Origin of the sequence: Enterobacter cloacae complex sp. S1 (genome assembly GCF_014930525.1) — a bacterium.
Lineage (GTDB): Bacteria > Pseudomonadota > Gammaproteobacteria > Enterobacterales > Enterobacteriaceae > Enterobacter > Enterobacter hormaechei_C.
The window spans coordinates 13503-39939 of the sequence record NZ_JADBRE010000033.1; the positions used below are offsets into that span (position 1 = coordinate 13503).

The following is a 26437-nucleotide window of genomic DNA, read 5'->3' on the forward strand; positions in this document are numbered from 1 at the left end:
GGCTTTTTATTACTTAACACGCTTCGCAATAATCTCATCCGCCACATTCCGCGGAGCTTCCGCAAAATGATGGAATTCCATCGTATACGTCGCGCGCCCCTGGGACATCGAGCGCAGCGTGGTGGCGTAGCCAAACATCTCAGCCAGCGGGACGTCAGCGCGAATAATCTGGCTGCCGTACTGCTCTGCCATCCCCTGCACCAGGCCGCGACGGGAGGAGAGATCGCCCATAATGTTCCCGGCGTACTCTTCCGGCGTTTCCACCTCAACGTGCATCACCGGCTCAAGAATAACCGGATCCGCCCGCCGTGCGCCCTCTTTGAAGCCGAGGATCGCCGCCATGCGGAAGGCCATCTCCGAGGAGTCAACGTCATGGTAGGAACCAAACGTCAGGGTCGCTTTCACATCCACCACCGGATAGCCCGCCAGCACTCCCGTATTCATGGCTTCTCGCAAGCCTTTTTCCACCGACGGGATGTACTCCCGCGGCACCACCCCGCCTTTGGTGGCATCTTCAAACACAAAACCACTCCCGGCGGCTAACGGCTCAAGGCTCAGGACCACATGACCGTACTGCCCTTTCCCGCCGGACTGTCGGACAAATTTACCTTCAATATCCTTCACCGCTTTACGCAGAGTTTCACGGTAGGTGACCTGCGGACGACCAATGTTCGCCTCAACGCCAAACTCGCGCTTCATGCGGTCAACGATGATCTCCAGATGCAACTCGCCCATCCCGGAGATAATGGTCTGTCCGGACTCTTCGTCCGTGTGCAGGCGAAACGACGGATCCTCCGCCGCCAGGCGCTGTAGGGCGATCCCCATTTTCTCCTGATCGGCCTTGGTTTTCGGCTCAATCGCCAGCGAAATAACCGGGTCCGGGAACTCCATCCGTTCAAGGGTGATCACCGCATTCGGGTCGGTCAGCGTGTCACCGGTGGTGACGTCTTTCAGCCCGACACAGGCTGCGATATCCCCTGCGCGCAGCTCGTCCACCTCATGGCGATCGTTGGCATGCATCAGCACGATGCGCCCGATACGTTCTTTCTTACCCTTCACCGGGTTGTAAACCGCGTCGCCTTTACGCAGTATGCCGGAATAGACGCGGATAAAGGTCAGCTGGCCGACGTACGGATCGCTCATCAGCTTGAAGGCCAGCGCCGAGAACGGTTCATCATCGCTTGGGTGACGCTCAGCGTGCTGTCCGTCTTCGTCTACCCCATCAATAGCGGGCACGTCCAGTGGAGACGGCATCAATTCAATCACCGCGTCGAGCATGCGCTGCACGCCCTTGTTCTTGAAGGCGCTGCCGCACAGCATGGGCTGTATTTCGCCGGAGATAGTCCGGATCCGCAGCCCTTTGATGATTTCCGCTTCATCCAGTTCGCCCGTCTCAAGGTACTTATCCATAAGCTCATCGCTGGCTTCTGCCGCAGCCGAAACCATTTTTTCTCGCCACGCCTGGGCGGTGCTCAGCAGATCGTCAGGCACTGGCGCATAGCTAAACGCCATGCCCTGCGTCGCATCATCCCAAAGAATAGTGCGCATCCTGATGAGATCCACCACGCCGGTGAAGTGTTCTTCTGCCCCCACGGGGATCACAATCGGGACCGGATTGGCTTTCAGCCGCTCCTGCATCATCTGCACCACGCGGAAGAAATCCGCACCCGGGCGGTCCATTTTGTTGACGAATGCCAGGCGCGGGACGTGATATTTATTCGCCTGACGCCAGACGGTCTCCGACTGCGGCTGCACGCCACCGACGGAGTCATAGACCATCACCGCGCCGTCGAGTACACGCATGGAACGTTCCACCTCAATGGTGAAATCCACGTGCCCGGGGGTGTCGATAATATTGATGCGGTGCGGTTCAAAGCCTCTGTCCATACCGGGCCAGAAACAGCTTACCGCCGCCGACGTAATGGTGATCCCGCGCTCCTGCTCCTGCGCCATCCAGTCGGTGGTTGCCGCGCCATCGTGTACTTCACCCAGCTTGTGGCTCATCCCGGTGTAAAACAGGATGCGCTCAGTGGTGGTTGTTTTGCCCGCATCGATATGCGCGGAGATACCGATGTTGCGATAACGTTCGAGTGGAATGGGTCGGGGCATGATATTTCCTTAAGTCTTCATGACTGGTTTGTGACGACCGGGATGGTCGCGTGTTCGTTCGTTTGTTATAATAGTCCCATTGTACGAGTATTATCGAACTATTTTTTAACGGTTGACCTATTGTTGATATAGCTCAATCTCACGCGAGACGCAGGAAAACGATGATCCCAAACCACCCGGAACCTGAACAAATAGTGTTGGAAAATGTGCTGTTCGCCCTCGGCAACCCGCTGCGATTAGCGATTATCCGCAGGCTGGCCGACGGCAGCGAACTGAGCTGTAACGCGCTGCGCCCGGAAGAGGTGGTGAAATCTACTATGACTCACCACTGGCGCGTGCTGCGCGACAGCGGCGTGATCTGGCAGCGCCCGCAGGGGCGCGAGAATATGATCTCACTGAGAAGAGAGGATCTGGACGCCCGCTTTCCTGGGCTGCTGGCGATCCTGCTCCAGGCTAAGTAGCGGCAGCGTCCTCAAGACGATAAACCGGAATGCGCCGTGTTGTTCCGGTAAGGGTGTCGAACACCTCCGTATCGGACGTCACTATTCTCATCCCGGTCTTCCTTAACCGCTGCACCTCGGCGGCTATGCGCTGGAGGCCAAACCAGAAAAGCCCGTCAAGCGCGGTGACCGCAAGCCCCTGTTCCAGCGCCAGCTGGAGGCGCTCGCGGGGGGCTTTCACCTGCTGAGCGATTTGCCGGTAAGGCACTTCCGAACCGCCGGACGCATCGATCCGCTGAATACGGGTCTTCAGGTGGTAGGTAAATTCATCGGGAATGCCGTTCAAATCCCGTTTAAGGCTGTAGACGCAGCCAAACCGCTTCCCGTTGAACAGGACATTTTTTTGACTGAGCTGAAACTCATTTCTGATGCTATCAATCAGCTGCGGTGCACGGGTAAGAAGTAACCGGAAGGGAAGCTCAAAGCTGGTCACATAATCCACGTTCAGCAGCGCGAGACGCAGCCGCTCTTCTGCCCCGGATTTCTGGTCATGACATTCGCGCATCACCTCGGCCCACTGGCGCGTCAGACGTTCCGGCTCGCCGGCTTCGGTGAGGAGGTATTTTTCTAGATGATAATCGACTCTTCCGGTCATGTGGGGCATCCCGTCAATATGGATGCGGTAATTCTATCCAGCGCGGCAGGATTTATAAAGGGCGGAGCGCACCGGCATCCGCCCTGCCGGGCTACTGCTGGATACTCGACCGGTCCGAAATATCGCTGGCAGAAAAGGTTCTTGCAGTAGACGCGACCTGTTTTTTGCGTTTATACCGGTCCGGCTGGCCTTCAGGGCGGGTTTTGAACCGGCGATGCAGCCACATATATTGCTCAGGCGCCATCATCACGGCGCGCTCAATCGCTCTGTTCATTTGCGTGGCCACCGACGCTTTGTCGCCTCCCTGCAAGGTATCGCTAATATCTTCCAGAATAATCAGCTCATACCCTGTGCCGTCTGCTTTTCGGCGCGGTACAAACGGGATCACGGCCGGTCTGGCACTTTTCACCAGCATGTAGCTCCCGGCAGTTGTCGCGGCGTCCGGGACGGCAAAAAACGGCACAAACACGCTATTCGTTTTGCCATAATCGTGGTCCGGGGCATACCACAGGATCTCGTTTTGCTTCAGCGCGCGGATCATGCCCTTCAGGTCATAGCGGTCAAGCATGGTTTTATTGGAACGCAGACGACCGCGCGTTTGCAGCCAGTCGAGCAACGCATTATTGTTGGGACGATACACACCAATACCCGCGTTAAGCATGCCAAAGATGCGTGCGCCTAATTCCAGCGTGAGAAAATGCATGCCAATGAGCACCACGCCCCTTCCTTGCGCCCGCGCCTGTTCCATATGTTCGTAGCCGGTCACGCTGAAGTGTTTCCGTACGCGCCAGTCTGGCCAGAACCACGCTATCCCCGTTTCGATGACGCCCATTCCAACCGATTCAAAATTACGCTCAAGTAAACGCTCGCGCTCGTCCTCTTTCATATCAGGGAAGCAAAGCTCAAGATTTCGTCTGGCGATCTCCACGCGGCGTGGAAGCAGGCGCATAGCCAGACGCCCAAGCCCGTGACCTGTTTTCAACAGCAGCGGGTACGGAAGCTGAACCGTGCACCAGAGCGCGGCAATGCCTGCCCAGCTGAGCCAGTAACGAGGATGAATAAAGGCAAGTGAAAACTGAGGTAATTTTGTCATGGAAAAATTATCCTTTTACTAATTTGTACTTAATCTGGTGCAGTTGCAGTGCTTACCTGCTGATTTAACGAATATTGTTCGGAAGGATGAATTGTAGCGGAATCGTTATGGTTTTTATTATCGATTTTTGCGAAATGGAATAAAAGCGAGGAGCGCCGGGTGATATTGCACCACCCGGCAGGCAAGTTACATCGAATAACCGGGCTTCTTAATCAGTTCATCCAGTTTCGGGCCGATCTCGGTATCCCAGACCTGCGCCTTCCAGTCAGCCTCCTGAACCTCCTGAAGCGCCACGGAGATTGAGCGATCTTTGCTGTTCAGATGACGGGCGATCGCTTCGGCGATATCCGCCGCCAGGGCCGTTTTTTGTTCGTCAGTCAGATCGCGTGGAAAACATTTGATATCAACGTGTGGCATGGGCAGGGCTCCTTTTATAGGTGAGCGTTCCACGTTATCAGATTATATCGTTAGCTTTTAGCACCTTGTGCAGTTCCGGCAGCGCGCAGACGGCATCCGCGACGGCGGTAATATTAGGCGTGTTAGTGGCAAACCACTCATGACGTGGCCCCCAGGTACGCGCAACGGCAATATAGACGTCAAGCAGCGTCAGCTGTTTGCCAAACGCAAACGGCGAGGCGCTGAGCTGGCTGTCGAACCACAGATAAAGCGATTTTCGGTACTCAATGCAATTTTTCTTCAGCTGTTCCGGGGCATCAGGCACCCAGCGTTCCGGGTAATCTGCATACGTAAAGGTGGGATAGACGTTCGCCACAAACCAGATGAGCAGGCGCTGAAACTGCTGGCGCTCGGCCTGCCCTACGGGCGGCGCGAGGTCGGGACGTCTGTCGAGCACCATCAGGGCGATCGCTGCGGTTTCCGTCACGATCGCCCCATTTTCCAGCTCCAGCGTCGGCACCTGGCACAGCGGGTTCAGTTTCAACAGCAATTCGCGCTGCGGGCCGGGCTGGTCAAACCCGTCCACGTTGACGAACTGATACGGGATGTCTGCCAGAGTCAGCATCACTTCACTGATTGCCGACCCCCAGCCGGGTACGCCATAGAGTTTGATCATGTTGCCCCCTCAGGGATGAAAACCCTAAGTGTAGAGCACCATTAGTAGGTTATCCCGGGCGGGTTAACGTCAGAAGACGTCACCGCTTCGCCCGCCTCCCCCCAGCGCGCCAGCACCTTTTGATACTCCCCGCGCTTAATCGCACCGTCCAGCGCAGCCTGCAACGCATACACCAGCCCATTGCCTTTTTTGGTTGTGGTGGCGACATAGGCTTTCTTCGGCCCTAATCCCACGACGCGGGTTTTGCCGGTTAACGCGGCTTTGTAGGCCGAAACGGACTGCGGTCCAAAGAAAACATCCGCCCTGCCGGACTGAATATAAAGATTGCCTGAGGCGTCGTCGGTCAGATAAACCGGCAACGCAGGCTCGCGCCCGGCCTTTTTATTCTCTTCGTTCCAGCCCAGCAGAATACGTTCCTGATTGGTGCCTGACCCGACAATCACCTTTTTACCGGCCAGATCTTTCGCACTGGTGATCGACTGTACGTTGCTGGTGGATTTCACCGAGAAGGCGAGGGAATCGACGCGATAGGTCGCAAAATCGAACTTCGCCTTACGTTGCTCGGTGACGGCGATATTCACCAACGCTACGTCATAACGCCCGGAAGTGATCCCCAGCGGCCAGTCTTCCCACGCCGTTGGCACCAGCTTCAGCTTCAGCCCCAGACTGCCCGCCAGCAACCGGGCGATATCCGGGTCGCTGCCAATACGGGTGCGGTTATCACTGGCCAGCAGCGCCAGCGGCGGAGAATTCAGGGCTGAAATCGCCACCGTGAGGGTACCCGGCTCAACAAATTTATAGTTCGCCGGGATTTTCGCCACTGCCTGTTGATCAACCGTCACCGGCAGCGGCTGTTCGTTGGCCTTTAAATCAATGCTGGCGTAGCTCGCCGTCGTGAAGACCAGCCCCGCCAGGAGTCCATATTTCATCTGCGCTCCTTACAGCACTTTTGAGAGGAACTGGCGCGTTCGCGGATGCGACGGTCGGTTTAACACGTCGTCGCTGCTGCCCTGCTCCACAATTTTACCGTCGACCATAAATACCACCTGGTCCGCCACTTCCCGGGCAAAGCCGATCTCATGGGTGACCACCACCAGCGTAGTGCCGGAACGGGCGAGCTTTTTAATCACGTCCAGCACTTCGCCAACCAGTTCCGGATCCAGCGCCGAGGTGGGTTCATCAAACAGCATCACGCGCGGGCGCAGCGCCAGCGCGCGGGCAATGGCGATACGCTGCTGTTGGCCGCCGGAGAGGTGACGCGACCAGGCATCGGCTTTATCGCGCAGACCTACCACATCCAGAAGGCTGTAGGCGTTTTCAACAGCCTCTTTTTTACTGAACTTTTTATGCGCGATGGGTGCTTCAATCAGGTTTTCCAGCACCGTGAGATGCGGAAAAAGATTGAAGTTCTGAAACACGTACCCAACGTTGACGCGCTGTTTAAGGATCTCTTTCTCTTTGAGCTCGTAGAGTTTGTCACCCTGACGGCGATAGCCGATGTAATCCCCGTCAATCTGAATAAAGCCTTCGTCTACGCGCTCAAGATGGTTAATGGTGCGCAGCAGCGTCGATTTTCCCGATCCAGAGGGGCCGAGGATCACCGTCACGGAGCCCGGCGGGATCTCAAGCGTGACGTTATCGAGCGCTTTATGTCGGCCAAAAAACTTACTGACGCCGGTAATGGAAATATGTCCTTCAGGAGAGGCTTGCATGAACAGGCTCCTGTGCTGGCGAAGTGGTGACGGAACGCGCGCGACTGGCCGCCCGGTTGTGGTTAACGGCGGAGCGGCGCTCGCTGCGGGCGAGTCCACGCTCAATAACATGCTGGATGGCAGACAGTACGGTGGTGATCACCAGATACCAGACGGCCCCCACCATCAACAGCGGGATCACCTCCTGGGTGCGGTTGTAGATCATCTGGATCGTGTAGAACAGTTCCGGCATCGCCAGCACGTAAACCATCGCCGTCCCTTTGGCGAGGCTGATGATTTCGTTAAACCCGGACGGCAGGATGGTGCGCAGCGCCTGCGGGAGAATTATGCGCACCGTGCGACGCCATGCCGGCAGACCTAGCGCAGCGGCCGCCTCATACTGACCGTGGTCGACCCCAAGGAAACCCCCGCGAATGATCTCCGCAGTATAGGCGCTCTGCACCAGCGTCAGCCCCACGATGGCGGTAGAAAACTGCCCGAGAACATTGATGGTTTCAAAGCTGCCCCAGGTAATGCCGGTAAAAGGCACGCCGAGAGAGAGCGTGTCGTAGAGATAGGAGAAGTTATAGAGGATAATCAGCACCACGATCAGCGGCAGGGAACGGAACAGCCAGATGTACCCCCACGCCAGGCTGCTCAACAGCCATGATGACGAGAGCCTCGCCAGCGCCAGCATGCCGCCAATCACCACGCTCAGTACGGTGCTTATCAACGTCAGCAGCAGCGTCTGGCCGACGCCTTCGAGGATCACCGGGTCGAAGAACCAGCGGGCAAATACCGCCCATTCCCAGCGCGGATTAAAGGCCACGGACTGGATTACGACCGCCAGCACAAACAGCGCCACCACGGCGCCAGCAGCACGCAGCGGATAACGTGCCGGGACCACTTTTATGGTTTCAACGTTGCTCATCGTCGCTCCTTATGCGGTTTTGCTGAGCGCTTCGCGGATCAGCGTCTTGGTGAAACGCAGCCGACCGTCGAACGGCGGCTGGCTGTACTCTTCCGGGTCACGGTTAAGATCGAACTGCGGCTGATACCCCTGACTGAGATAGAGCCGCACCGCCTCCGGCTGGCGAAACCCCGTGGTCAGGTAGATGCGGCTGTAGCCCGCCAGCACCGCCCGGCGCTCCAGCTCCTGTACCACGCGCGCGGCCAGCCCCTGCTGGCGCAGCGCTTTATTCGTCCAGATGCGTTTGATCTCTGCGGTATGTTCGTCGAAGGGCTTGTACGCACCGGTGGCGATGATCTCGCCATCGCGCTCCAGGACGATAAACAGCCCCTGCGGCGCCAGGTACCACTCTGTCAGCTCGACTTCCGCATCCTTTGAAAAGTAGTCGCCGTAACGAGCGGCGTACTCACCGAAAAGCCCCTCGATAATGGGCTGAAGATCGGCATCTTCCGGCGAAACGTCACGAAATTGTTCGCGCATAGCGCCTCCTTAATCGCCCAGACCCGCCGGGTTAACTTCGGAATTGGAGATACGCTCCACGCCTTCCCCCCAGCGGTTCAGCACTTTGTCGTAATCTCCGTTCTTGATCGCGCCGTTCAGCGCGGTTTGAACCGGCTCGACCAGGCCGCTGCCTTTTTTCAGCGTCACCGCGATATGCGCCGCCTTCGGCCAGCCGCCGTCGACGCTGCCGACCAGTTTGGTTTTACCGTTAAGCGCCGCTTTCCAGGCACCGATCACGTTCGGGCCAAAGTAGGCGTCCGCGCGTCCGGACTGAAGCGCCAGCGTTTGGGCCGCGTCGTCTTTGGTGTAGATCGGCGTAAAGGGTTTAAGCCCTTTTTTGAGGTTCTCTTCGTTCCATGCCAGAAGGATGGCCTCCTGGTTGGTGCCGGAACCCACGATGATGCGCAGCCCGGCGATATCCTCTGCCTTCACAAGCGAGTTGATCGGACTGGTGGATTTCACGTAGAAGCCAAGTGAATCCTTGCGGTAGGTGGCGAAGTCGAACTTCTCTTTGCGCGCTTTAGTGACGGTGATGTTGCTGATAGCCGCGTCGTATTTCCCGGAGGCAACCCCCAGCGGCCAATCCTCCCAGGAGGTGGGCACCACGTTCAGCTCCAGTCCGAGGCTGTCCGCTACCAGACGCGCGATGTCGACCTCACTTCCCAGCAGAGTTTTGTTGTCGTCGGAAAAGACCGTCAGTGGCGGTTGATTCAGTCCCGCCACCGCCACGGTAAATTTCCCCGGCACGGCAAAACGATAGTCTTTCGGCAGTTGCGCGATCGCATCGCTGTTTTTGGCGGTATTGATCGGCGTTTTATTGGCCTCAATGCTCACGCCGGTGCCGTTAATATTGACGTTCTCTGCCCAGACGGCAGGGGTAAAGGCCAGCGCAAGCGCCAGAATAAGCGATGATTTCTGCATAGCATTTTTCTCTTTTATTGTTGTGTGAACTGATTTTTGGGCTCGTCTAAGCCCAGACTTTCGCGCAGCGTGGTGCCGGGATAGTCGGTGCGGAACAGGCCGCGCGCCTGTAAAACGGGCACCACCTGGTCGACAAAGCGCGGGAAGGTGTCCGGCGTGCCGCCCTGAATGATGAAGCCATCCGCCGCCTTCTCTTCGAACCAGGCCTGTAAACCATCGGCCACCTGCTCCGGTGTGCCGGAAAAACGCGGGCGCGGCGATGCGGCTTCCAGCGCGACCTGACGCAGAGTTAAGTTGCGCTCACGGGCGTTACGCTTGATTTCATCGGTGGTGCTGCGGAAGCTGTTTTTGCCCAAATCGCCAATATCCGGGAACGGCGCGTCGAGGGGATACTGGCTGAAGTCGTGATGCTCGAAATAACGTCCGAGGTAATTCAGCGCATCATTAATGGAGACCAGTGCCGCCGTAGTTTGATACTGGTTTTCTACGTCATCGGCGTCGTTTCCAACAATCACGCTGACGCCCTGGAATATATGTAAATCCTCTGCGCGACGGCCGTGACTTTCCAGCTGCTGTTTAACATCGCGGTAAAAAGCCTGGGCTTCTTCCCGCGTGTCATGGTGGGTAAAGATGGCGTCAGCGTGTTTTGCCGCCAGCTTTTTACCGTCGTCGGACGCACCAGCCTGAAAGACAATCGGACGTCCCTGCGGCGTGCGGCCAATATTCAGCGGGCCGGAAACCTGGAAGAAATCACCGTGGTGATCAAGAGTATGCAGTTTCGACGCATCAAAGAACTGTCCGCTCTCTTTATTGCGGATAAAGGCATCCCCTTCCCAGGAATCCCACAGCCCCTTCACCACGTCGAGATACTCATCGGCAATGCGGTAGCGCAGCGCATGCTCCGGGTGTTTTTCGCGGGAGAAGTTCCTGGCTGACCCTTCCAGCGGTGACGTCACCACGTTCCAGCCCGCGCGTCCGTTGCTCAGGTGATCGAGGCTGGCGAACTGGCGTGCAACGGTGAAAGGCTCGCTGTAGGAGGTGGATAACGTGCCGACCAGCCCCAGGCGCGAGGTGATACTCGCCAGCGCGGACAACACCGTCAGCGGCTCAAAGCGGTTTAAAAAATGCGGAATGGATTTCTCGTTAATATAAAGGCCGTCGGCCACAAATATAAAGTCGAGCTTGCCCTCTTCTGCTTTTAAAGCCGTTTCTTTAACGAAATCAAAATTAATGCTGGCATCCGCGACCGCCGCCGGGTGGCGCCAGGCAGACATATTTCCGGATGCACCATGCAAAATGGTCCCCAGCCGCAATTGACGATGTGCAGACATATTCACCTCAAATTAATTAAACGTGTTGCAGGGCTTTTTCCGCGAGCTGAGCAAAATAGCGGGCAGCGGGTTCGATTAATGCTTCGTCCGGGTTAAATGCCGGGTGATGTAACCCAAACGGACTGTTGCTGCCAATGCTGACAAACGCGCCGGGTATGTTTTGCAGATAGACCGCGAAATCCTCCCCGCCCATGTGCAGTTCCGCATGCCGGGTTTCATATCCCGCTTCGCGCGCGACCGAGGTGGCAAACCCGGCCCAGTGCTCATCGTTCACCAGCGCGGTGGGCCCGGCGTACCAGGTGATGTTGATTTGCGCGCTAAAGGCGCTGGCAAATCCGGCGGCGATTTCACCGACGCGCGCTTTTACGTTCTGCTGCACTTCCGTGCGGTGCGTGCGCAGCGTGCCCTCCAGCTCAACGCTTTCCGGCAGCACGTTCCAGGTATTCCCCCCGGCGATGCGCGTCACGCTCAGAACAACCGAATCCAGCGTGTTGACGTTACGGCTGGCTACGCTTTGCAGCGCGGTTACCAGCTGGCTTGCCAGCACGATGGCGTCGTTGCCTTCATGGGGACGTGCGGCATGCGCGCCTTTGCCGGTCACGTGAATAACGAAGCGATCAACGTTGGCATAGAACGGGCCGCCGCGCGTGGCAAACTCGCCGACCGGCAGTGACGGCTCGTTATGCATCCCGAAAATCGCGCGTACGTCGCGTAACGCCCCGGCCCGCACCATGCTTTTCGCTCCGCCGAAATTCTCTTCCGCTGGCTGGAACAGGATCCGCACGCGACCGTTGAGCGAGGCTTCCCGCTCTTTCAGCTTTAGCGCGGCGCCGAGGATCACGCTGGTGTGAATGTCGTGTCCGCAGGCATGCATCACCCCGGCGCGCCGGGAGCTAAACGGCACCCCGCTGCGCTCGTCGATGGGTAACGCGTCGATATCGGCGCGCAGCGCAACCAGTGCGTTGCCCGTGCCGATCTCCGCAACCAGCCCGGTCTGGAGATCGTAAGGCAGCGGGGCAATCCCGGCTGCCGTCAGCCACTCGCGCAGGCGCGCCGTTGTTTCGACCTCCTGACCAGAGAGTTCAGGGTTCTGGTGCAGCTCACGGCGCCAGGCAATCAGTTGTTCGCTAAAGCTCATACGGTAACCTCCCTGTCAGGACGCGCCTCGGCCAGCAGTCGCAGGGACTGTACGCGCGTTGCGCCATCAGCGACCGGCGTGTCGATGATAAATTCGTCAATCCCCCACTGCTGATGCAACGCGTTGAGCTGTTCAAGCACCGACGCCGCCGTTCCGGCCAGCAGAGACTGCGCCCGACGCGCGATGCGCACCGGTTCACTCCCCGCCTGCCGCGCAAAGGCGTAGGCCTGTTCTTCGCTGGCGACGGTGACGCGCTGTCCGTTTGCCAGCTCCACGCCCCACACTTCAACCTTCTGCGCCAGCGCATCGGCCTCAGCCTGGGTTGGGGCAACAATGGCCTGCACGGCCACAATCACCTCCCGGACGCTGTGTTGACGCCAGGCTGTGACGACCTCGCGCAGCAGCTCAGGATCACCGTTCAGATGGGCGGCAAAGACAAAATGCCAGTCGAGGGAGGCCGCCAGCAGCGCGCTTTCTGTGCTGGCGCCCAGCAGAAACCCCCGGGCAGGCACCGGCGGCAGCGGCGTGGCGAGAACGTCCTCCTCCGCTGACTGATTTTCAGGGCGGATCCAGCGATCGAGCTGCGTCAGTTGTTCAGCAAAGCTGCCTTTTTCCTGCGGATTAAGGCCGTGCTGCAAGGCGCGGGTAGAGAGCGGCAGACCGCCGGGCGCTTTGCCAACGCCCAGATCAACCCGGCCCGGCGCAATGGCGGCCAGTACGTTAAAATTTTCGGCGACTTTATAGGGGCTGTAATGTTGCAGCATGACGCCGCCTGAGCCCACGCGAATACGTTTTGTTTGCCCGAGGATCCAGGCAATCAGCAGCTCCGGCGAGGGGCTGGCAAGCTGCGGGGTATTGTGGTGTTCGGCAATCCAGAAGCGGTGATAACCCAGCGTTTCTGCCTGTTGCACCAGTGCTAAGGTTCGCGCCAGCGCATCGGCGGCTGTTTCGTGTTCTGCGACGGGGCTTTTATCCAGAATGCTGATTCGCCATGACATGTTGCGTTCTCGTTTGACTTAACATGTCGTCATTATTAAAGGTGGATTTCACCTCTGAGAAACAATTAATTTACATTTGGATTGCCGGAAAACGGCAATAGAGAGTCTGTCATCGGCGTGATTTGAGCGATGTAATGAGTCTTTCCGCATCCTGCCGTCGGGTAATGCGGAGAAAGCGAATGTGTGCGTACTGCGGGTTTTGCATATCCGCCTCATATCGTTTGCGGTTGCTGCGCCAGGTTTTGATCGTCCAGATGATAATAGAGTCCTTGCTAAGGAACGACCGACGAAAGCTTTCGCGGTTCCCCGTGCCGGGCCAGAGTTCCTGTTTGTGCCAGGCGCGTCTGGAGGCCCGCGTCACCGCCTGCCAGAGCGTGCGGATAAACCCACGATCTATCCACACCACCAGATCGACGTCGCGCCACTTAACGTCGCGTGTGCGGTTGTAATTCCCGTCCAGGACCCAGTCAGGCGAGGCGGCGAGCGCTTTTTCCAGGGTTGCAAGAAACTCATCATCCGGTGTTCCCTGCCAGTTCGCTCGCCAGTAAAGCCTGTCCATCTCAATGTAAGGGATAGCCAGCGCCTCCGCGATTCGCCTGCCAAACGTGCTTTTCCCACTTCCGCTGGTGCCTATGATATTGATTTTCACCGTTCCGCCTGCACATGCTGAAGAAAACGGATCGAATCATAACGTTAATAATTTGTTTACGAAACGCCAGACTACTCGTTTGGATACTGCTCGTCGGTGACCTTCTCCAGCCATGCCACCGGGCTCCCGTCGACAGCTTCTGCGATGGCGATATGGGTCATGGCCGTCTGCGCGCTTGCGCCGTGCCAGTGCTTCACGCCGGGTGGGATCCAGGCGATATCACCCTGATTCAGCGGTTCCGCCTCTTTCCCCCACTCCTGTAACCAGCCGCGCCCCTGCGTCACGATCAGCGTTTGTCCAAGAGGATGCGTATGCCAGGCGGTACGTGCGCCGGGTTCAAAGGTGACGGTCGCGCCGCCGACTTTTGCCGGTTCAGTCGCCTGGAAAGGCGCGTCAATGCGCACGCAGCCGGTAAACCAGGCCTCTGGCCCCTGAACGGAAGGTAACGAACCGCTACGGATAATTTTCATGATTAACTCCTCGTTTGCTGTTGCGTTAACAGTAGCGTAAAGCCATGGGGAGCATTAGAGTGCATAATCAGAAAGGAACCATGAATTCATTTCATAAATCGAGTAAACCACCATGTTAAAAGACAACTTCAACGATCTGCTTTCCTTTATGGTCGTCGCCCGGGAGCGCAGCTTTACCCGCGCCGCGGCGCAGCTTGGGGTATCTCAGTCGGCGCTCAGCCACGCAATGCGAAATCTGGAAACGAGGCTGGAAGTCCGTCTGTTAACCCGCACCACCCGTAGCGTGGCCCCTACCGAGGCCGGCGAGCAACTCTTCATGCGCTTAAGCCCCCATCTGCTGGAGATCGAGCAGGAACTCACCGCGCTGCGTGATACCCGCGACAGACCTGCCGGGAATATTCGCCTTACCGCCGGGGAGCACGCCATGTCTGCGGTGCTGTGGCCTGTGCTTAAACCCTTTATGGCGCAGTATCCTGATATCAACGTTGAAGTCACGGTGGACAATGGGCTGACTGATATTGTCGATGGCCGCTTTGACGCGGGGGTGCGTCTGGGTGAGCAGGTGGCGAAAGATATGATTGCCGTTCGTATTGCGCCGGACATGCGCATGGCGGTCGTCGGGTCGGCAGATTATTTGCAACGTTTCGGCGTACCGGAAACGCCGGAGCAGCTTGATCAGCACCGCTGCATTAATATGCGCCTGCCCACACGCGGCGGGTTATATGCCTGGGAATTTGAACGGGACGGACGTGAGCTGCGCGTGCGGGTTGACGGCCAGCTGATCCTCAACAGCCTGCCGCAACGCATCGATGCCGCCGAAAACGGTCTGGGGCTGGCGTACGTCCCGGAAGATGCGGTTCAGGACGCCCTTGCTGAGAGCCGGTTAGTGCGTGTGCTTGAAGCCTGGTGCCCGGCTTTTACGGGATACCATCTGTACTATCCGAGCCGCCGCCAGCACACTACCGCGTTTGCATTACTTATTGCAGCCCTGCGGCATTCATAAGCTCTACCTATAAGTAACTATTAAGTAAACCTGATGATTAAATCAGAATTCGCAGACCTTTTTGCCTAAAAAAACGTCACGATTCAGCGCGTTGTGATCGCCGTCTGCTCTGACCACACGATTTCCTTCGACGAGCATCACTTTCGACACGGTTATATTTTGCGTCGCTTAACAATTGCGGGTAGGATGCCTCGCCATGTTTTGCCTTATCCATACACAGAATGACTGGAAAGGCAGCATGTGTCTGCGCAGAAGCAATCGTTTGTTTCGGCATCTGCCAGGCAGGACTATCACGTTAATGGTTCAGACAGGCAAACAGGTAACTCAATGAAAACAAGCAATAAAAGCGCAGCCGATCATCATGCTGCGAAACGTCGCTGGTTGAACTCTCATGAAGAGGGCTATCACAAGGCGATGGGCAACCGTCAGGTGCAGATGATCGCCATCGGCGGCGCTATCGGTACAGGTCTGTTTTTAGGTGCAGGCGCACGTCTGCAAATGGCTGGCCCCGCTCTCGCCCTGGTCTATCTGGTGTGCGGGATCTTCTCTTTCTTCATCCTTCGCGCCCTCGGCGAACTGGTACTCCACCGCCCTTCCAGCGGCAGCTTTGTCTCTTACGCCCGCGAGTTTCTTGGTGAAAAAGCCGCGTATGTCGCGGGCTGGATGTACTTCGTTAACTGGGCGATGACCGGTATCGTCGATATCACCGCCGTTGCGCTGTACATGCACTACTGGGGCGCGTTTGGCGATGTGCCGCAGTGGGTGTTCGCCCTTGGGGCGCTGGCAATTGTCGGGACCATGAACATGATCGGCGTGAAATGGTTCGCCGAGATGGAGTTCTGGTTCGCACTGGTGAAGGTGCTGGCCATTGTGATCTTCCTGGTGGTCGGAACCGTATTCCTCGGTACCGGTAAACCACTGGACGGTAACGCAACCGGCTTCCACCTGATTACCGATAACGGTGGTTTCTTCCCGCACGGCCTGCTGCCTGCGCTGGTGCTGGTGCAGGGGGTGGTGTTCGCCTTTGCTTCCATCGAACTGGTCGGTACGGCGGCAGGCGAATGTAAAGATCCGCAGACGATGGTGCCAAAAGCCATCAACAGCGTGATCTGGCGTATCGGTCTGTTCTATGTGGGTTCCGTGGTGCTGCTGGTGCTGCTGCTGCCGTGGAATGCATACCAGGCGGGGCAAAGCCCGTTTGTAACCTTCTTCTCTAAGCTGGGCGTGCCGTACGTGGGCAGCATCATGAACATCGTGGTACTGACCGCCGCGCTCTCCAGCCTGAACTCCGGGCTCTATTCGACGGGCCGTATCCTGCGCTCCATGTCGATGGGAGGCTCTGCGCCGAAGTTTATGTCGAAGATGAGCAGGCAGCAGGTTCCTTATGCGGGGATTCTGGCCACGCTGGTGGTTTACGTCTTTGGCGTGTTCCTGAACTATCTGGTGCCGTCCCGCGTATTTGAGATCGTTCTGAACGTGGCTGCACTGGGGATTATCGCCTCCTGGGCCTTTATTGTGGTCTGCCAGATGCGTCTGCGCAAAGCGATCAAAGAAGGCAAAGCGGCTGATGTGTGCTTCAAGATGCCGGGCGCACCGGTGACCTCCTGGCTCACCCTGCTGTTCCTGTTCAGCGTGCTGGTACTGATGGCGTTTGACTACCCGAACGGTACTTACACCATCGCGACGATCCCACTGCTGGCGGTTCTGCTGATTGCTGGCTGGTTCGGCGTGCGTAAGCGCGTTCACGAGATCCACAGCACCGCGCCGCTTCATCACGACGATGAAAAGCACGACGCACCGCTGGTAGAAGAAACCTCGCGTTAATAAAAAAGCCGGGTGGCGGCTTCGCCTTACCCGGCCTACATCTCATGGTTTTGTAGGCCCGGTAAGCGCAGCGCCACCGGGCAATTCCACCATCACAGCGCGATACGAATCACATCGTCAGGCTGGGTCGCTTCCTGCTGACGGGTTGATTTCTGTTTCACCGTTACGTACAGCGTTTTACCGTCCGCAGACAGCGCCAGGCTGTTCGGGTAAACCGGGGTATCGTAGGTCCTGGTCACTTTGTAGGTTTTGGCGTCAATCACGCTCACCTTGCCCGCCTCGCGGTGCGTCACATAGGCTTCGTTACGCGCCGGGTTAAACAGTACGGCCAGCGATGCTGGCGCGGCGATTTTCTGCATCACGCTGCCATCTTTCAGATTCACCACCAGCACTTCTGGCTGTTTTGAATCCGTCACAAACGCACGCTGGCCGGCAGTGTCCAGGCTCAGGTTCAGGTAGAAGTGCTCTTTTCCGTCATCCTGCACTTTTTTACGACTGAGGATTTTGTTAGTTGCCGTATCAATGGTCACCAGCTCGCCGTCCGCATTGGTGGTATACAGGCGTTTTGCCTTCGCATCCAGGGCCAGACCGGTGCTGAACGTGCCGGTATTGGTGATGGTGTCCTTCAGCTTCAGCGTTGCGCCATCAACAACCCAGATCACGCTCTCCTTGCCGATACCGGTAATGTACACCGTATTGGTCGTGTCATCGGCCACCAGCTGGCGCGGCTGAAGCGGCTTCACCGTGTCGCTACGCTTGCGATCGTCCAGCACCAGGCGCCCTTTCACCTCGCTCGTTTTGGCGTCAATCGCCGTCACGGTGCTGTTGACGGTGTTACCGAACCACAGCGTCTGGGTGGCGTTATCGATCGTGGCGCCAAACGGCTTGAGATCGTTATGAATCGCCTGCGTCACTTCCAGCGTGACCGGATCCAGACGATAGACCACGCCGCCCTTATCGGTTTTGCGGCTTTGTGACGTCGCAACCCACAGCGCGTTTTCCTGCTGGCTGACGGCCATTTCATACGCGCCCTTGCCGACCGCTTTGCGCAGCATCTCTTCAGCGGCATGAACCTGGAACGTACCGGCAAACAGTAAAGAGCCCAACAGCAGAGACCCACGCAGGCGCGGCGAGCACAGATGACGTAAAGACATAACAATTCCTTTTTAAATGAGGAGATTTACCGCTGACATCACTTCCGGTGGGCAAAGTCATCGCTTTGCCGTTATTTTAATGAGAATAGTAATCATTAATGAGTTGAATGTGGAGTATTTCTTTCCTTCAAAACCTTACATTCACGAAATGTGCGGTTATAGTTTTCATAACATTTACAAAGGATTTAACATATATACACAGGTTCCAGTTGATTTGGTTCGAATTTTTCTTAACCGGTTTACTCCATGAAAATTATTACTGCCCGTAAGGCATCACTACCACTGCTCTTCGTTCCCGTCATTTTTGGCCCGCTGAGTGCGATGGCCGCGGATGAACAGACCCTGATCGTCAGCGCCACGCCGCAAACCGTCTCCGAACTGGACACCCCGGCCGCAGTCAGCGTGGTGAGCGGCGAGGATATGCGACATGCCACACCGCGCATCAACCTTTCTGAATCCCTTGGGAGCGTACCAGGCCTGCAAATCCAGAACCGCCAGAACTATGCTCAGGATCTGCAACTTTCCGTTCGCGGATTCGGCGCGCGTTCGACCTTCGGCGTACGCGGGATCCGCATGTACGTGGACGGCATTCCGGCAACCATGCCCGACGGCCAGGGGCAGACATCAAACATTGACCTCAACAGCATTGAGAGCGTCGACGTGCTGCGCGGCCCCTTCTCTGCCCTGTACGGCAATGCCTCCGGCGGCGTGATCAACATCAACACCCAGACCGGACAACAGCCAGCCACAATTGAAGCCAGCAGCTATTACGGCAGCTACGGCACCTGGCGTTACGGCATGAAGGCCACCGGTGCGGTGGGCGACGGGACTCAGGCGGGGGATGTGGACTATGCGGTATCCACCACCCGTTTCAGCACCCATGGCTATCGTGACCACAGCGGCGCACGGAAAAACCTCGCCAATGCGAAACTGGGCGTGCGCATTGATGATGTCAGCAAGCTAACGCTGATTTTTAACAGCGTGGACATGAAAGCCAACGATCCGGGCGGACTGAGTTATCAGGAGTGGCAGAACAACCCGCGCCAGTCACCCCGTGGCGATCAGTACAATACGCGTAAAACCATTAAGCAGACCCAGGCCGGGATCCGCTACGACCGTCAGTTGAGCGAACAGGACGACCTCAGCGTGATGATGTACGCCGGTGAGCGTGAAATGACCCAGTACCAGTCCATTCCGGCGTCCACTCAGCGTGACAATCCTGCGCATTCGGGCGGCGTAATTGATATGCAGCGCCATTATCAGGGTATTGATACCCGCTGGACCCACCGCGGCGAGCTGCTGGTGCCGGTAACGTTTACCACCGGCCTTAACTACGAAAATATGAGTGAAAATCGCCGCGGGTATGAAAACTTCGTGATGAACAACGGCGTGCCGGATTTTGGCGTGAAGGGTAACAAACGCCGTGACGAACGTAACCTGATGTGGAACCTTGATCCCTACCTGCAAACCCAGTGGCAGCTCACGCAAAAGCTGTCCGTTGAGGCGGGCGTGCGTTACAGCTCCGTCTGGTTTGACTCCAACGATCATTACATTACCCCGCAAAACGGCGATGACAGCGGTGACGCCAGCTACCATAAATGGCTCCCGGCTGGTGCGGTGAAATACGCCGTGACCGACGCCTGGAACCTTTATGCCGCGGCGGGACGTGGATTTGAGACCCCGACCATCAACGAACTCTCCTACCGTTCTGATGGCAAAGGCGGCCTCAATATTAATCTGCAACCGTCAACCAACAACACCTATGAGATTGGCAGCAAAACCCGCATCGGCAATGGCATCCTGACGGCGGCGCTGTTCCGCACGGATACCGACAACGAGATCGTGGTGGACGAAAACAAAGATGGTCGCACTACCTACAAAAATGCGGGGAAAACGCGCCGTCAGGGTGTGGAAATTGCGCTCGACCAGCAGTTTGCCGAAAACTGGAAGCTGAAAATGGCGTGGACCTATCTCGATGCGACCTACCGTACCAACGTCTGTAGCAATGCAGACTGTAGCGGCAACCGGATGCCGGGGATTGCCCGTAACATGGGGTATGCGTCGTTTGGCTGGGAGCCTGAGGAAGGCTGGTACGCGGGGGCAGATGCCCGCTACATGAGCGACGTGATGGCAAACGACACCAATACCGCCAAAGCGCCCTCTTATACCGTGGTCGGTCTGAATACCGGGTATAAACTCAATTACGGCAAATGGGGAATGGACATCTTTGGTCGCGTCGATAACCTGTTTGATAAAGAGTACGTCGGTTCAGAGATTGTTAACGCTGGCTACAATCGCTATTACGAACCCGCCCCTGGCCGTAACTATGGCGTGGGCCTGTCGGTCTCTTATCGCTTTGAGTAAAACATTTTCCGGCAGCGCACGTTGCCGGTAAAAAATAACATCATTCCCGGTAGCCTTAAGCGCCGGGAATATACTCAGGGAAGTTTAAAACGAATAAAAAAATAAGTGCGCCAGTGCGATCCTTAACTGTAGTATTGCCGTTGCAGGAGGATATTAGCTTCATCAATGGCTCGGTCGATCGCTTCCCGACTGGCCGTCACGTCCCTTTGCTCAAGCGCAGAAAGCAGATCGGCATAATGGTAAGTCGTTGCAGGGATATCTTTCATCTCTTCGTGCAGGTAGTTGATACACGGACCAATCCGTACCCAGAGCTGCTCAATCAGCGAGTTCAGGGTCGGCATTTCGGCATACTGATAAAGCGTAAACCGGAACACGCGGTTGGCATGGATCGCCTTCTGCACGTCGCCCTGATGCATGGCGGTGCTGAAGTTATCTGACAGCGCGCGTAATGCATCCAGTTTGGTCTCGGTCATATTCTGACACGCCGCCGCAACGGCCATCGGCTCAAGCTGTTTTCGAATGGCGTTAATTTCGTTATAACGCTCCAGCGTAACCTCTGGCACCAAAAACGCCTGAGCAGGCGTGGCCTGTAATGCGCCTGCCGACACCAGGCGCAGCAGGGCTTCGCGCACCGGTGTGATGCTGGTGCCTAATTTATCCGCAATCTCTTTCGTGATGAGTCGAGCCCCAGGTTTTAATGAGCCCGTAATTAACGCTCCCTTTAAACTGTTCTCAACTTGCATCGTCAGACTGATTCTTTGTGCTTTTTCCAGATTTTCCAAATCAAGCATGTTTAATTCCCGTAGCCAAAACAAAATGCCATTTTCAGCGACTGTTTATAAAAACATCGCCGGTTTGATATATCCTGTATCGTCATGCCTGGTATGAAGGGCGCGCGTTAAAATAAAAATTGTTCAATTAATATTACGTTTACCACTTCTGGCTCAGCTGGGCCGATGGCGCGCAATGCTTATGGATTAATTAAAGACAATATATCGTATCTTCACAAATAATTATGGCGGACTTTGCCCGCCATAACCGATGCTCTGTTTAGTCCGCCGCCACGCGGATCACGACCTTGCCGAAGTTTTTCCCTTCCAGCAGCCCAATCAGCGCCTCCGGCGCCGCGTCCAGCCCTTCGGTGACCTGCTCGCGATAGTGAATTTTGCCTTCCTTCACCCAACGTCCCATTTCCTGCTGGAACTCGTCGATACGATGACCATAGTCCTGAGCGATGATAAAGCCCTGCATGCGGATGCGTTTTTTGAGGATGGTCCCCATCAGCAGCGGCAAGCGATCCGGACCATCCGGCAGGTTGGTCGCGTTGTAGCCGCTGACCAGTCCGCAAACAGGTACGCGCGCGGAGGTATTCAGGAGCGGCAGCACGGCGTCAAAGACTTTACCGCCGACGTTTTCATAATATACGTCAATGCCCTGCGGGCAGGCTTTCGCCAGCTGTTCGGCAAAATCATCCGCATGGTGATCCAGACAGGCGTCGAAACCGAGCACGTCGACCGCATGACGGCATTTCTCCTCCCCGCCGGCCACGCCGATGACCCGGCACCCTTTGATTTTACCGATCTGCCCCACCGTTGCGCCGACCGGCCCCGTGGCTGCCGCCACGACAAGCGTTTCCCCCGCCTGAGGCTGGCCGATATCAAGCAGCCCCATATACGCGGTGAAGCCCGGCATTCCCAGCACGCCGAGTGCCCACGAAGGGTGCGACGGGTTTTCACCCAGCCTGACCAGTCCTTTCCCGTCGGAAAGTTCATACTCCTGCCAGCCGCTGTAGCCCAGAACCCACTCGCCCTCTTTATAATCCGGATGGCGGGAGGTCTCGACGCGGCTTACCGTGCCACCCACCATCACCGCGCCAATCTCGACAGGAGGTGAATAGGATGGCGCATCGCTCATACGGCCCCGCATGTACGGATCAAGCGAGAGCCATACGGTGCGTAATAACACCTGCCCGTCTGCGGGCGTGGGGATCGGCTGCTCTTCCAGGCGGAAATTTTCGGCAACCGGTGCGCCGTGTGGACGGGAAGCCAGTACCCAGCGTCGGTTTTGCGTAGTTGATTGACTCATTCATCGCTCCTTACAGCTGAAAATGTCATTCAAGTCTGGCACGTTATCCTGCGGATCGCCTTTGCATTATGAGCCGGACTGATTAAGCCGCACGACCAGATAAAGGCACGATTCATCCGTTTCGTTAATAAACCGGCAGTCGTTCGGCGGCCCGAGTTCCAGACAATCTCCGGCCTTCATTTCATGGCGGGTGTCCCCCTCCAGAAAGACCAGTTCACCTGCCTGCAACCAAATCAGCTGTCGCGCCAGCGCATAAGAGGAGGCGGGCATCGGCACATCGCTGCCCGCGGGCAGTTCCACCTGGACGAGGTCAATAGGCATATCGCTGCGCGGCGACACATGACGACGTAAATAGTGGGTTTGCGGATCGCGCCAGACGGGCTGGTTCGCCAGACGTAACAGTTTGCCCTCCTGCATTTCCGCGCGCGCAATGAGCGTAGACATGCTAATACCGAAGGCACCGGATAACCGGGCAAGCAGCGTCGCCGTTGGGCTACTGTCCCCCCGTTCAATCTTATGGATCATGGCGCGTGAAATACCTGCCCGTTCGGCCAGTTCGCTTAATGACCAGCCCCGCGACTCGCGTTCAAGGCGTATGCGGGCGCTAATGCGTTGATTCATATTGTCTGTCATTGTGTTCATGACGTCATACTATAGTGTACGGATGATTTTTCGGGGCAGTTTGGTGACAAAAAATAGGGATTTTGTCGTAGCGATGCAACACAAGAACTGTGTAATATTGTGAGTAAATCGTACTACTATAGTGAACAACACAGCCAGAGGTTAACCATGATCGTTCGTCATGCCTGCAAAGAAGATTGTGCCGCTATCGGTGAAATTTATAACCATGCGGTGCTGCACACCGCCGCCATCTGGAACGATACAACAGTCGACACCGATAACCGTATTGCATGGTTTGAGGCGCGCACGCTGTTGGGTTATCCGGTGCTGGTCAGTGAAGAAGAAGGTGTTGTGACGGGATACGCCTCATTTGGCGACTGGCGAGCATTCGACGGTTTTCGCCATACGGTGGAGCACTCGGTTTACGTTCATCCCGATCATCAGGGCAAAGGCATCGGTCGGCTGCTGATGACGGAATTAATCAAGGAAGCCCGCCAGATTGGTAAACATGTGATGGTTGCCGGTATTGAGGCGCAGAATCAGGCGTCGATTCATCTGCACAAAACCCTGGGCTTTATTACCACCGGAAATATGCCGCAGGTGGGAACCAAATTCGGTCGCTGGCTGGATTTAACCTTTATGCAACTCCAGCTCGATGAGCGCAGCGATCCGGATGCTCTGCCATGAATCAATCGTTGACGTTAGCGTTTCTGGTGGCCGCCGGGATTGGGCTGGTGGTGCAAAACACCCTGATGGTGCGCATTACGCAATCCTCTTCCACTATTCTTATCGCCATGCTGCTGAACTCGCTGGTGGGGATTGTGCTGTTTGTCAGCATTTTGCTGGTGAAAAATGGCCTGGCGGGGTTTAGCGAACTGGCGTCGACGGTGCGCTGGTGGACGTTGATCCCCGGCCTGCTGGGGTCATTTTTTGTCTTTGCCAGTATTAGCGGGTATCAGAATGTGGGCGCGGCAACGACCATTGCCGTGCTGGTAGCAAGCCAGCTGATTGGCGGCCTGGTGATGGACATCCTCAAGAGCAACGGCGTTCCCCTGCGGGCGCTGGTTGGCCCGGTCTGCGGCGCAGTGATGCTGGTGGTCGGCGCCTGGCTGGTGGCACGGCGCCAGTTTTAACCCTTACAGGATAGTCCCACCCTGCGTGAGGTGGGCATGGCGCGCCTCCGCCTCTTCTTTATGCTGTTTACCATGATGCGCAATCGCGGTACGCAGGCGCTGCTGCTGGGTATAGCGATCTTCACGGCTGAGCTCTGCATCGTCGCTTAATTCGATCAGCAGTTCGTTCATGTGGGTAATTATGCTCTCTTCGATGGCGGCATCGACGCGGGCGATAACATCGTTTAAATGTGACATTGTCACTCCTTTCCAAATGCCCGGTGGCGCTACGCTTACCGGGCCTACGGGTGGTAACTGTAGGCCGGGTAAGGCATAGCCGCCACCCGGCAAGAATACGATCAGTTCAGCTTCGCTTTCGAGAAGTCACTGCCCATCAGACTCACGCTGTACCCGGTCACGTTGCTGCGGGTCGCGTAGAACGTTTTGCCGTTAGCTAACGCAATCCACGGTGCCTGCTGGTAGAAAATCTCCTGTGCCTGGCCATACAGCTTCGCACGTTCGTCCGGGTTGCTGGTCAGTTTGGCCTTTTGCACCAGCTCATCATACCCCTTATCACACCATCGCGCGGCGTTAGATCCGGTTTTGATGCTGTTACAACCCAGCAGCACATCGGCGAAGTTGTCCGGATCGCCGTTATCAGACATCCAGCCGAACAGCGCGGAATCATGCTCGCCTTTACGCATGCCGGAGAGATATTCCCCCCACTCGTATGAGACGATTTTCGCCTTCACGCCCACTTTCGCCCAGTCAGCCTGGATCATCTCCGCAATGCGTCGCGAGTTCGGGTTGTACGGACGCTGAACCGGCATGGACCAGAGGGTCACTTCCGCGCCCTTATCCAGACCCGCCTGCTTCAGCAGCGCTTTCGCTTTTTCCGGATCGTAGCCGTAATCCTTCAGGTCTTTGTTAAAGCCGAGCATGTTCGGCGGGATCGGCGATTTAGCGACCGTACCAGACCCCATAAAGACCGCGTTCACAATGGCCTTTTTGTCCGTTGCGTAATTCAGAGCCTGGCGCACCAGCACGTTATCAAACGGTTTTTTCTCCGTGTTGAACGCCAGGTACCCCACGTTCAGCGCATCTACCGAGTGCAGGGTCAGGTCTTTGTTTTTCTTGATCGCTTCAAACTGCACCGGCGACGGCGCAGGAATGATCTGACACTCGTTCGTTTGCAGCTTAGCCAGACGCGTCTCAACATTTGGCGTGATGGAGAAGATCAGGTGTTTGGTCGGCACCTCTCCCTCCCAGTAGTTCGGATTGGCGACGTAGCGGATCAGCGAATCCACCTTGTACTGCTGAAGCACATACGGGCCGGTGCCGATTGGCCAGGTATCCACATTTTCAGGCGTACCCTTTTTCAGCATCGCGTCCGCGTACTCGGCAGAGAGGATCGAGGCGAAGTCCATTCCCCAGTCGGCCAGGAACGCCGCGTTGGGTTCACTCAGCGTGAACTGAACGTGATAATCGTCGATCTTTTTCACATCCTGAATGAGCTTGTCGAGGCCCACGTCATTAAAGTATTCGTAATTACCCTGGGAAACATTGTGATAGGGATGCTTAGGGTCTTTCTGACGCATAACGGAGAAAATAACGTCATCAGCGTTAAAATCACGGGTCGGTTTGAAGTATTTATTGCTGTTGAATTTTACCCCTTTACGCAGGGTAAACGTGTATGTTTTGCCGTCTGGCGAAATGGTCCACGACTCGGCCAGAGAAGGCACCGGCGTGTTTTTTACCGGGTCGAAGTTAATCAGACGGTTATACAGCGTTTGCGAGCTGGCGACAAACGAAGGTCCAGAGCTGGCGATCTGCGGGTTAAACGACTCCGGCGACGCCTCGGAGCAGTAGATAATGGTGTCTTTGTTTTCCGCCCATGCGGCGCTTGCCGGTAGCAGCGCGCTCAGCGCGAGGGCGAGCACGGTTTTCCCTGTAGACATGGTTATTACCCTTTCGGTTTTATTATAGTGAACAGTAATAACAGCACAGACGTTTTGGCCTGACAAATAACGAATCACTATCAGGTTATTCTAAAGCCGTACATTTCGTTGGTTTTAGCATCATCCCGCAGAAACCGATTTGCCTTAAGGTCCATTATTCGTCAAGCACAACCGTCACGATCAATGCCGCAAGAAATCGTCCCTTTTGCCGTCTCCTCAGCCGTTTGCTTGCTTACCTGATTCGCTAAAGTAATGGCGTGAAAAAGTCTACAGGACCA

The 26437-nt window shown here is 56.5% G+C and carries 25 protein-coding genes and 1 pseudogene; 6 read left to right on the forward strand and 20 right to left on the reverse strand.

What is annotated here, in order from left to right:
• Positions 1-9: 9 nt before the first annotated feature.
• A complete protein-coding gene (fusA, locus tag IM290_RS19035) occupies positions 10-2109 on the reverse strand; it encodes an elongation factor G (protein ID WP_163358534.1) in 2100 nt (699 codons plus the stop codon).
• A gap of 161 nt (positions 2110-2270) precedes the next feature.
• Between fusA and IM290_RS19040 the strand changes: the two genes are divergently transcribed.
• Positions 2271-2570 (forward strand): helix-turn-helix transcriptional regulator, encoded by a 300-nt coding sequence (locus IM290_RS19040; RefSeq protein ID WP_000612740.1) that lies wholly within the window; start codon positions 2271-2273, stop codon positions 2568-2570.
• On the opposite strand, the gene IM290_RS19045 is transcribed toward IM290_RS19040, so the two are convergent.
• The 13 genes and pseudogenes from IM290_RS19045 to IM290_RS19110 all read right to left on the reverse strand — a co-directional run bounded on the left by IM290_RS19045 (position 2563) and on the right by IM290_RS19110 (position 14038).
• Positions 2563-3204, reverse strand: coding sequence for a DNA-binding protein (locus tag IM290_RS19045; RefSeq protein ID WP_032648396.1), 642 nt, complete (start codon positions 3202-3204; stop codon positions 2563-2565). The genes IM290_RS19040 and IM290_RS19045 overlap by 8 nt on opposite strands.
• Positions 3205-3295: 91 nt before the next feature.
• Complete coding sequence (locus tag IM290_RS19050; RefSeq protein ID WP_032648397.1) at positions 3296-4297, reverse strand: Kdo(2)-lipid IV(A) acyltransferase; 1002 nt, start codon at positions 4295-4297, stop codon at positions 3296-3298.
• Between the two features lie 186 nt (positions 4298-4483).
• Complete coding sequence (gene pptA / locus IM290_RS19055; protein ID WP_003857012.1) at positions 4484-4714, reverse strand: tautomerase PptA; 231 nt, start codon at positions 4712-4714, stop codon at positions 4484-4486.
• A gap of 37 nt (positions 4715-4751) precedes the next feature.
• A complete protein-coding gene (locus IM290_RS19060; protein WP_006810732.1) occupies positions 4752-5369 on the reverse strand; it encodes a glutathione S-transferase family protein in 618 nt (205 codons plus the stop codon).
• Between the two features lie 41 nt (positions 5370-5410).
• A complete protein-coding gene (locus IM290_RS19065) occupies positions 5411-6298 on the reverse strand; it encodes a transporter substrate-binding domain-containing protein (protein ID WP_193042549.1) in 888 nt (295 codons plus the stop codon).
• A 9-nt stretch (positions 6299-6307) separates the two neighbouring features.
• Positions 6308-7081: an amino acid ABC transporter ATP-binding protein gene (locus IM290_RS19070; RefSeq protein WP_017693375.1), complete on the reverse strand. Its 774-nt coding sequence runs from the start codon at positions 7079-7081 to the stop codon at positions 6308-6310.
• A complete protein-coding gene (locus IM290_RS19075; RefSeq protein WP_040117689.1) occupies positions 7065-7991 on the reverse strand; it encodes an amino acid ABC transporter permease in 927 nt (308 codons plus the stop codon). Before IM290_RS19075 ends, IM290_RS19070 begins: the two co-directional genes overlap by 17 nt.
• 9 nt (positions 7992-8000) lie before the next feature.
• Positions 8001-8510: a GNAT family N-acetyltransferase gene (locus IM290_RS19080; protein ID WP_193042548.1), complete on the reverse strand. Its 510-nt coding sequence runs from the start codon at positions 8508-8510 to the stop codon at positions 8001-8003.
• A 9-nt stretch (positions 8511-8519) separates the two neighbouring features.
• Positions 8520-10783: pseudogene (locus tag IM290_RS21680) on the reverse strand (NtaA/DmoA family FMN-dependent monooxygenase).
• Positions 10784-10799: 16 nt separating this feature from the next.
• Positions 10800-11921, reverse strand: a complete 1122-nt coding sequence (locus IM290_RS19095) for an amidohydrolase (protein WP_017382285.1) — start codon at positions 11919-11921, stop codon at positions 10800-10802.
• Complete coding sequence (locus IM290_RS19100) at positions 11918-12919, reverse strand: LLM class flavin-dependent oxidoreductase (protein ID WP_193042547.1); 1002 nt, start codon at positions 12917-12919, stop codon at positions 11918-11920. The genes IM290_RS19095 and IM290_RS19100 overlap by 4 nt, the downstream gene beginning before the upstream one ends.
• A 109-nt stretch (positions 12920-13028) precedes the next feature.
• Positions 13029-13568, reverse strand: a complete 540-nt coding sequence (locus tag IM290_RS19105) for a shikimate kinase (RefSeq protein WP_017693371.1) — start codon at positions 13566-13568, stop codon at positions 13029-13031.
• Positions 13569-13639: 71 nt separating this feature from the next.
• Entirely contained in the window at positions 13640-14038 is a 399-nt protein-coding gene (locus IM290_RS19110; protein WP_015570456.1) for a cupin domain-containing protein, read from the reverse strand.
• A 112-nt stretch (positions 14039-14150) separates the two neighbouring features.
• Here IM290_RS19110 and IM290_RS19115 point away from each other — a divergent pair, with 112 nt between their 5' ends.
• On the forward strand, positions 14151-15041 hold the full coding sequence (locus tag IM290_RS19115; RefSeq protein WP_033487813.1) for a LysR family transcriptional regulator: 891 nt from the start codon (positions 14151-14153) through the stop codon (positions 15039-15041).
• A 327-nt stretch (positions 15042-15368) separates the two neighbouring features.
• Positions 15369-16865, forward strand: a complete 1497-nt coding sequence (gene ansP, locus IM290_RS19120) for an L-asparagine permease (RefSeq protein WP_015570454.1) — start codon at positions 15369-15371, stop codon at positions 16863-16865.
• Positions 16866-16957: 92 nt separating this feature from the next.
• On the opposite strand, the gene IM290_RS19125 is transcribed toward ansP, so the two are convergent.
• Positions 16958-18019, reverse strand: a complete 1062-nt coding sequence (locus IM290_RS19125) for a YncE family protein (protein WP_023303790.1) — start codon at positions 18017-18019, stop codon at positions 16958-16960.
• A gap of 246 nt (positions 18020-18265) precedes the next feature.
• Between IM290_RS19125 and pqqU the strand changes: the two genes are divergently transcribed.
• Entirely contained in the window at positions 18266-20383 is a 2118-nt protein-coding gene (pqqU, locus tag IM290_RS19130; RefSeq protein ID WP_193042546.1) for a TonB-dependent receptor PqqU, read from the forward strand.
• A 122-nt stretch (positions 20384-20505) separates the two neighbouring features.
• Here the strand turns inward: pqqU and IM290_RS19135 are convergent, their stop codons facing one another.
• The 3 genes from IM290_RS19135 to IM290_RS19145 form a co-directional block, all read right to left on the reverse strand.
• Entirely contained in the window at positions 20506-21174 is a 669-nt protein-coding gene (locus IM290_RS19135) for a GntR family transcriptional regulator (RefSeq protein ID WP_003856981.1), read from the reverse strand.
• Between the two features lie 259 nt (positions 21175-21433).
• Positions 21434-22468: an NADP-dependent oxidoreductase gene (locus tag IM290_RS19140; protein ID WP_163313175.1), complete on the reverse strand. Its 1035-nt coding sequence runs from the start codon at positions 22466-22468 to the stop codon at positions 21434-21436.
• A gap of 66 nt (positions 22469-22534) precedes the next feature.
• Positions 22535-23110 (reverse strand): helix-turn-helix domain-containing protein, encoded by a 576-nt coding sequence (locus IM290_RS19145; RefSeq protein ID WP_017382277.1) that lies wholly within the window; start codon positions 23108-23110, stop codon positions 22535-22537.
• 147 nt (positions 23111-23257) lie between these two features.
• On the opposite strand from IM290_RS19145, the gene IM290_RS19150 reads away from it, so the two are divergent.
• Both IM290_RS19150 and IM290_RS19155 read left to right on the forward strand, forming a co-directional pair.
• The gene (locus IM290_RS19150) at positions 23258-23776 is read left to right on the forward strand and encodes a GNAT family N-acetyltransferase (protein ID WP_032619622.1); all 519 of its coding nucleotides are present in this window, start codon (positions 23258-23260) and stop codon (positions 23774-23776) included.
• The gene (locus tag IM290_RS19155) at positions 23773-24222 is read left to right on the forward strand and encodes a DMT family transporter (protein WP_015570448.1); all 450 of its coding nucleotides are present in this window, start codon (positions 23773-23775) and stop codon (positions 24220-24222) included. The genes IM290_RS19150 and IM290_RS19155 overlap by 4 nt, the downstream gene beginning before the upstream one ends.
• A gap of 3 nt (positions 24223-24225) precedes the next feature.
• On the opposite strand, the gene IM290_RS19160 is transcribed toward IM290_RS19155, so the two are convergent.
• Together IM290_RS19160 and IM290_RS19165 are read right to left on the reverse strand one after the other, a co-directional pair.
• A complete protein-coding gene (locus tag IM290_RS19160) occupies positions 24226-24459 on the reverse strand; it encodes a YdcY family protein (protein ID WP_017382275.1) in 234 nt (77 codons plus the stop codon).
• Positions 24460-24560: 101 nt separating this feature from the next.
• Positions 24561-26159, reverse strand: coding sequence for an ABC transporter substrate-binding protein (locus IM290_RS19165; RefSeq protein WP_032669815.1), 1599 nt, complete (start codon positions 26157-26159; stop codon positions 24561-24563).
• Positions 26160-26437: the final 278 nt, after the last annotated feature.

Excerpts from the sequence above, each read along its gene's own strand:
- IM290_RS19075 (WP_040117689.1), bottom strand. The coding sequence starts at position 7,991 with ATGAGCAACGTTGAAACCATAAAAGTGGTCCCGGCACGTTATCCGCTG.
- IM290_RS19160 (WP_017382275.1), bottom strand. The coding sequence starts at position 24,459 with ATGTCACATTTAAACGATGTTATCGCCCGCGTCGATGCCGCCATCGAA.
- IM290_RS19140 (WP_163313175.1), bottom strand. The coding sequence starts at position 22,468 with ATGAGTCAATCAACTACGCAAAACCGACGCTGGGTACTGGCTTCCCGT.
- IM290_RS19165 (WP_032669815.1), bottom strand. The coding sequence starts at position 26,159 with ATGTCTACAGGGAAAACCGTGCTCGCCCTCGCGCTGAGCGCGCTGCTA.
- ansP (WP_015570454.1), top strand. The coding sequence starts at position 15,369 with ATGAAAACAAGCAATAAAAGCGCAGCCGATCATCATGCTGCGAAACGT.
- IM290_RS19145 (WP_017382277.1), bottom strand. The coding sequence starts at position 23,110 with ATGAACACAATGACAGACAATATGAATCAACGCATTAGCGCCCGCATA.
- fusA (WP_163358534.1), bottom strand. The coding sequence starts at position 2,109 with ATGCCCCGACCCATTCCACTCGAACGTTATCGCAACATCGGTATCTCC.
- IM290_RS19150 (WP_032619622.1), top strand. The coding sequence starts at position 23,258 with ATGATCGTTCGTCATGCCTGCAAAGAAGATTGTGCCGCTATCGGTGAA.
- IM290_RS19045 (WP_032648396.1), bottom strand. The coding sequence starts at position 3,204 with ATGACCGGAAGAGTCGATTATCATCTAGAAAAATACCTCCTCACCGAA.
- IM290_RS19125 (WP_023303790.1), bottom strand. The coding sequence starts at position 18,019 with ATGTCTTTACGTCATCTGTGCTCGCCGCGCCTGCGTGGGTCTCTGCTG.
- IM290_RS19115 (WP_033487813.1), top strand. The coding sequence starts at position 14,151 with ATGTTAAAAGACAACTTCAACGATCTGCTTTCCTTTATGGTCGTCGCC.
- IM290_RS19080 (WP_193042548.1), bottom strand. The coding sequence starts at position 8,510 with ATGCGCGAACAATTTCGTGACGTTTCGCCGGAAGATGCCGATCTTCAG.
- pptA (WP_003857012.1), bottom strand. The coding sequence starts at position 4,714 with ATGCCACACGTTGATATCAAATGTTTTCCACGCGATCTGACTGACGAA.
- IM290_RS19135 (WP_003856981.1), bottom strand. The coding sequence starts at position 21,174 with ATGCTTGATTTGGAAAATCTGGAAAAAGCACAAAGAATCAGTCTGACG.
- IM290_RS19100 (WP_193042547.1), bottom strand. The coding sequence starts at position 12,919 with ATGTCATGGCGAATCAGCATTCTGGATAAAAGCCCCGTCGCAGAACAC.
- IM290_RS19110 (WP_015570456.1), bottom strand. The coding sequence starts at position 14,038 with ATGAAAATTATCCGTAGCGGTTCGTTACCTTCCGTTCAGGGGCCAGAG.
- pqqU (WP_193042546.1), top strand. The coding sequence starts at position 18,266 with ATGAAAATTATTACTGCCCGTAAGGCATCACTACCACTGCTCTTCGTT.
- IM290_RS19070 (WP_017693375.1), bottom strand. The coding sequence starts at position 7,081 with ATGCAAGCCTCTCCTGAAGGACATATTTCCATTACCGGCGTCAGTAAG.
- IM290_RS19040 (WP_000612740.1), top strand. The coding sequence starts at position 2,271 with ATGATCCCAAACCACCCGGAACCTGAACAAATAGTGTTGGAAAATGTG.
- IM290_RS19065 (WP_193042549.1), bottom strand. The coding sequence starts at position 6,298 with ATGAAATATGGACTCCTGGCGGGGCTGGTCTTCACGACGGCGAGCTAC.
- IM290_RS19050 (WP_032648397.1), bottom strand. The coding sequence starts at position 4,297 with ATGACAAAATTACCTCAGTTTTCACTTGCCTTTATTCATCCTCGTTAC.
- IM290_RS19155 (WP_015570448.1), top strand. The coding sequence starts at position 23,773 with ATGAATCAATCGTTGACGTTAGCGTTTCTGGTGGCCGCCGGGATTGGG.
- IM290_RS19060 (WP_006810732.1), bottom strand. The coding sequence starts at position 5,369 with ATGATCAAACTCTATGGCGTACCCGGCTGGGGGTCGGCAATCAGTGAA.
- IM290_RS19095 (WP_017382285.1), bottom strand. The coding sequence starts at position 11,921 with ATGAGCTTTAGCGAACAACTGATTGCCTGGCGCCGTGAGCTGCACCAG.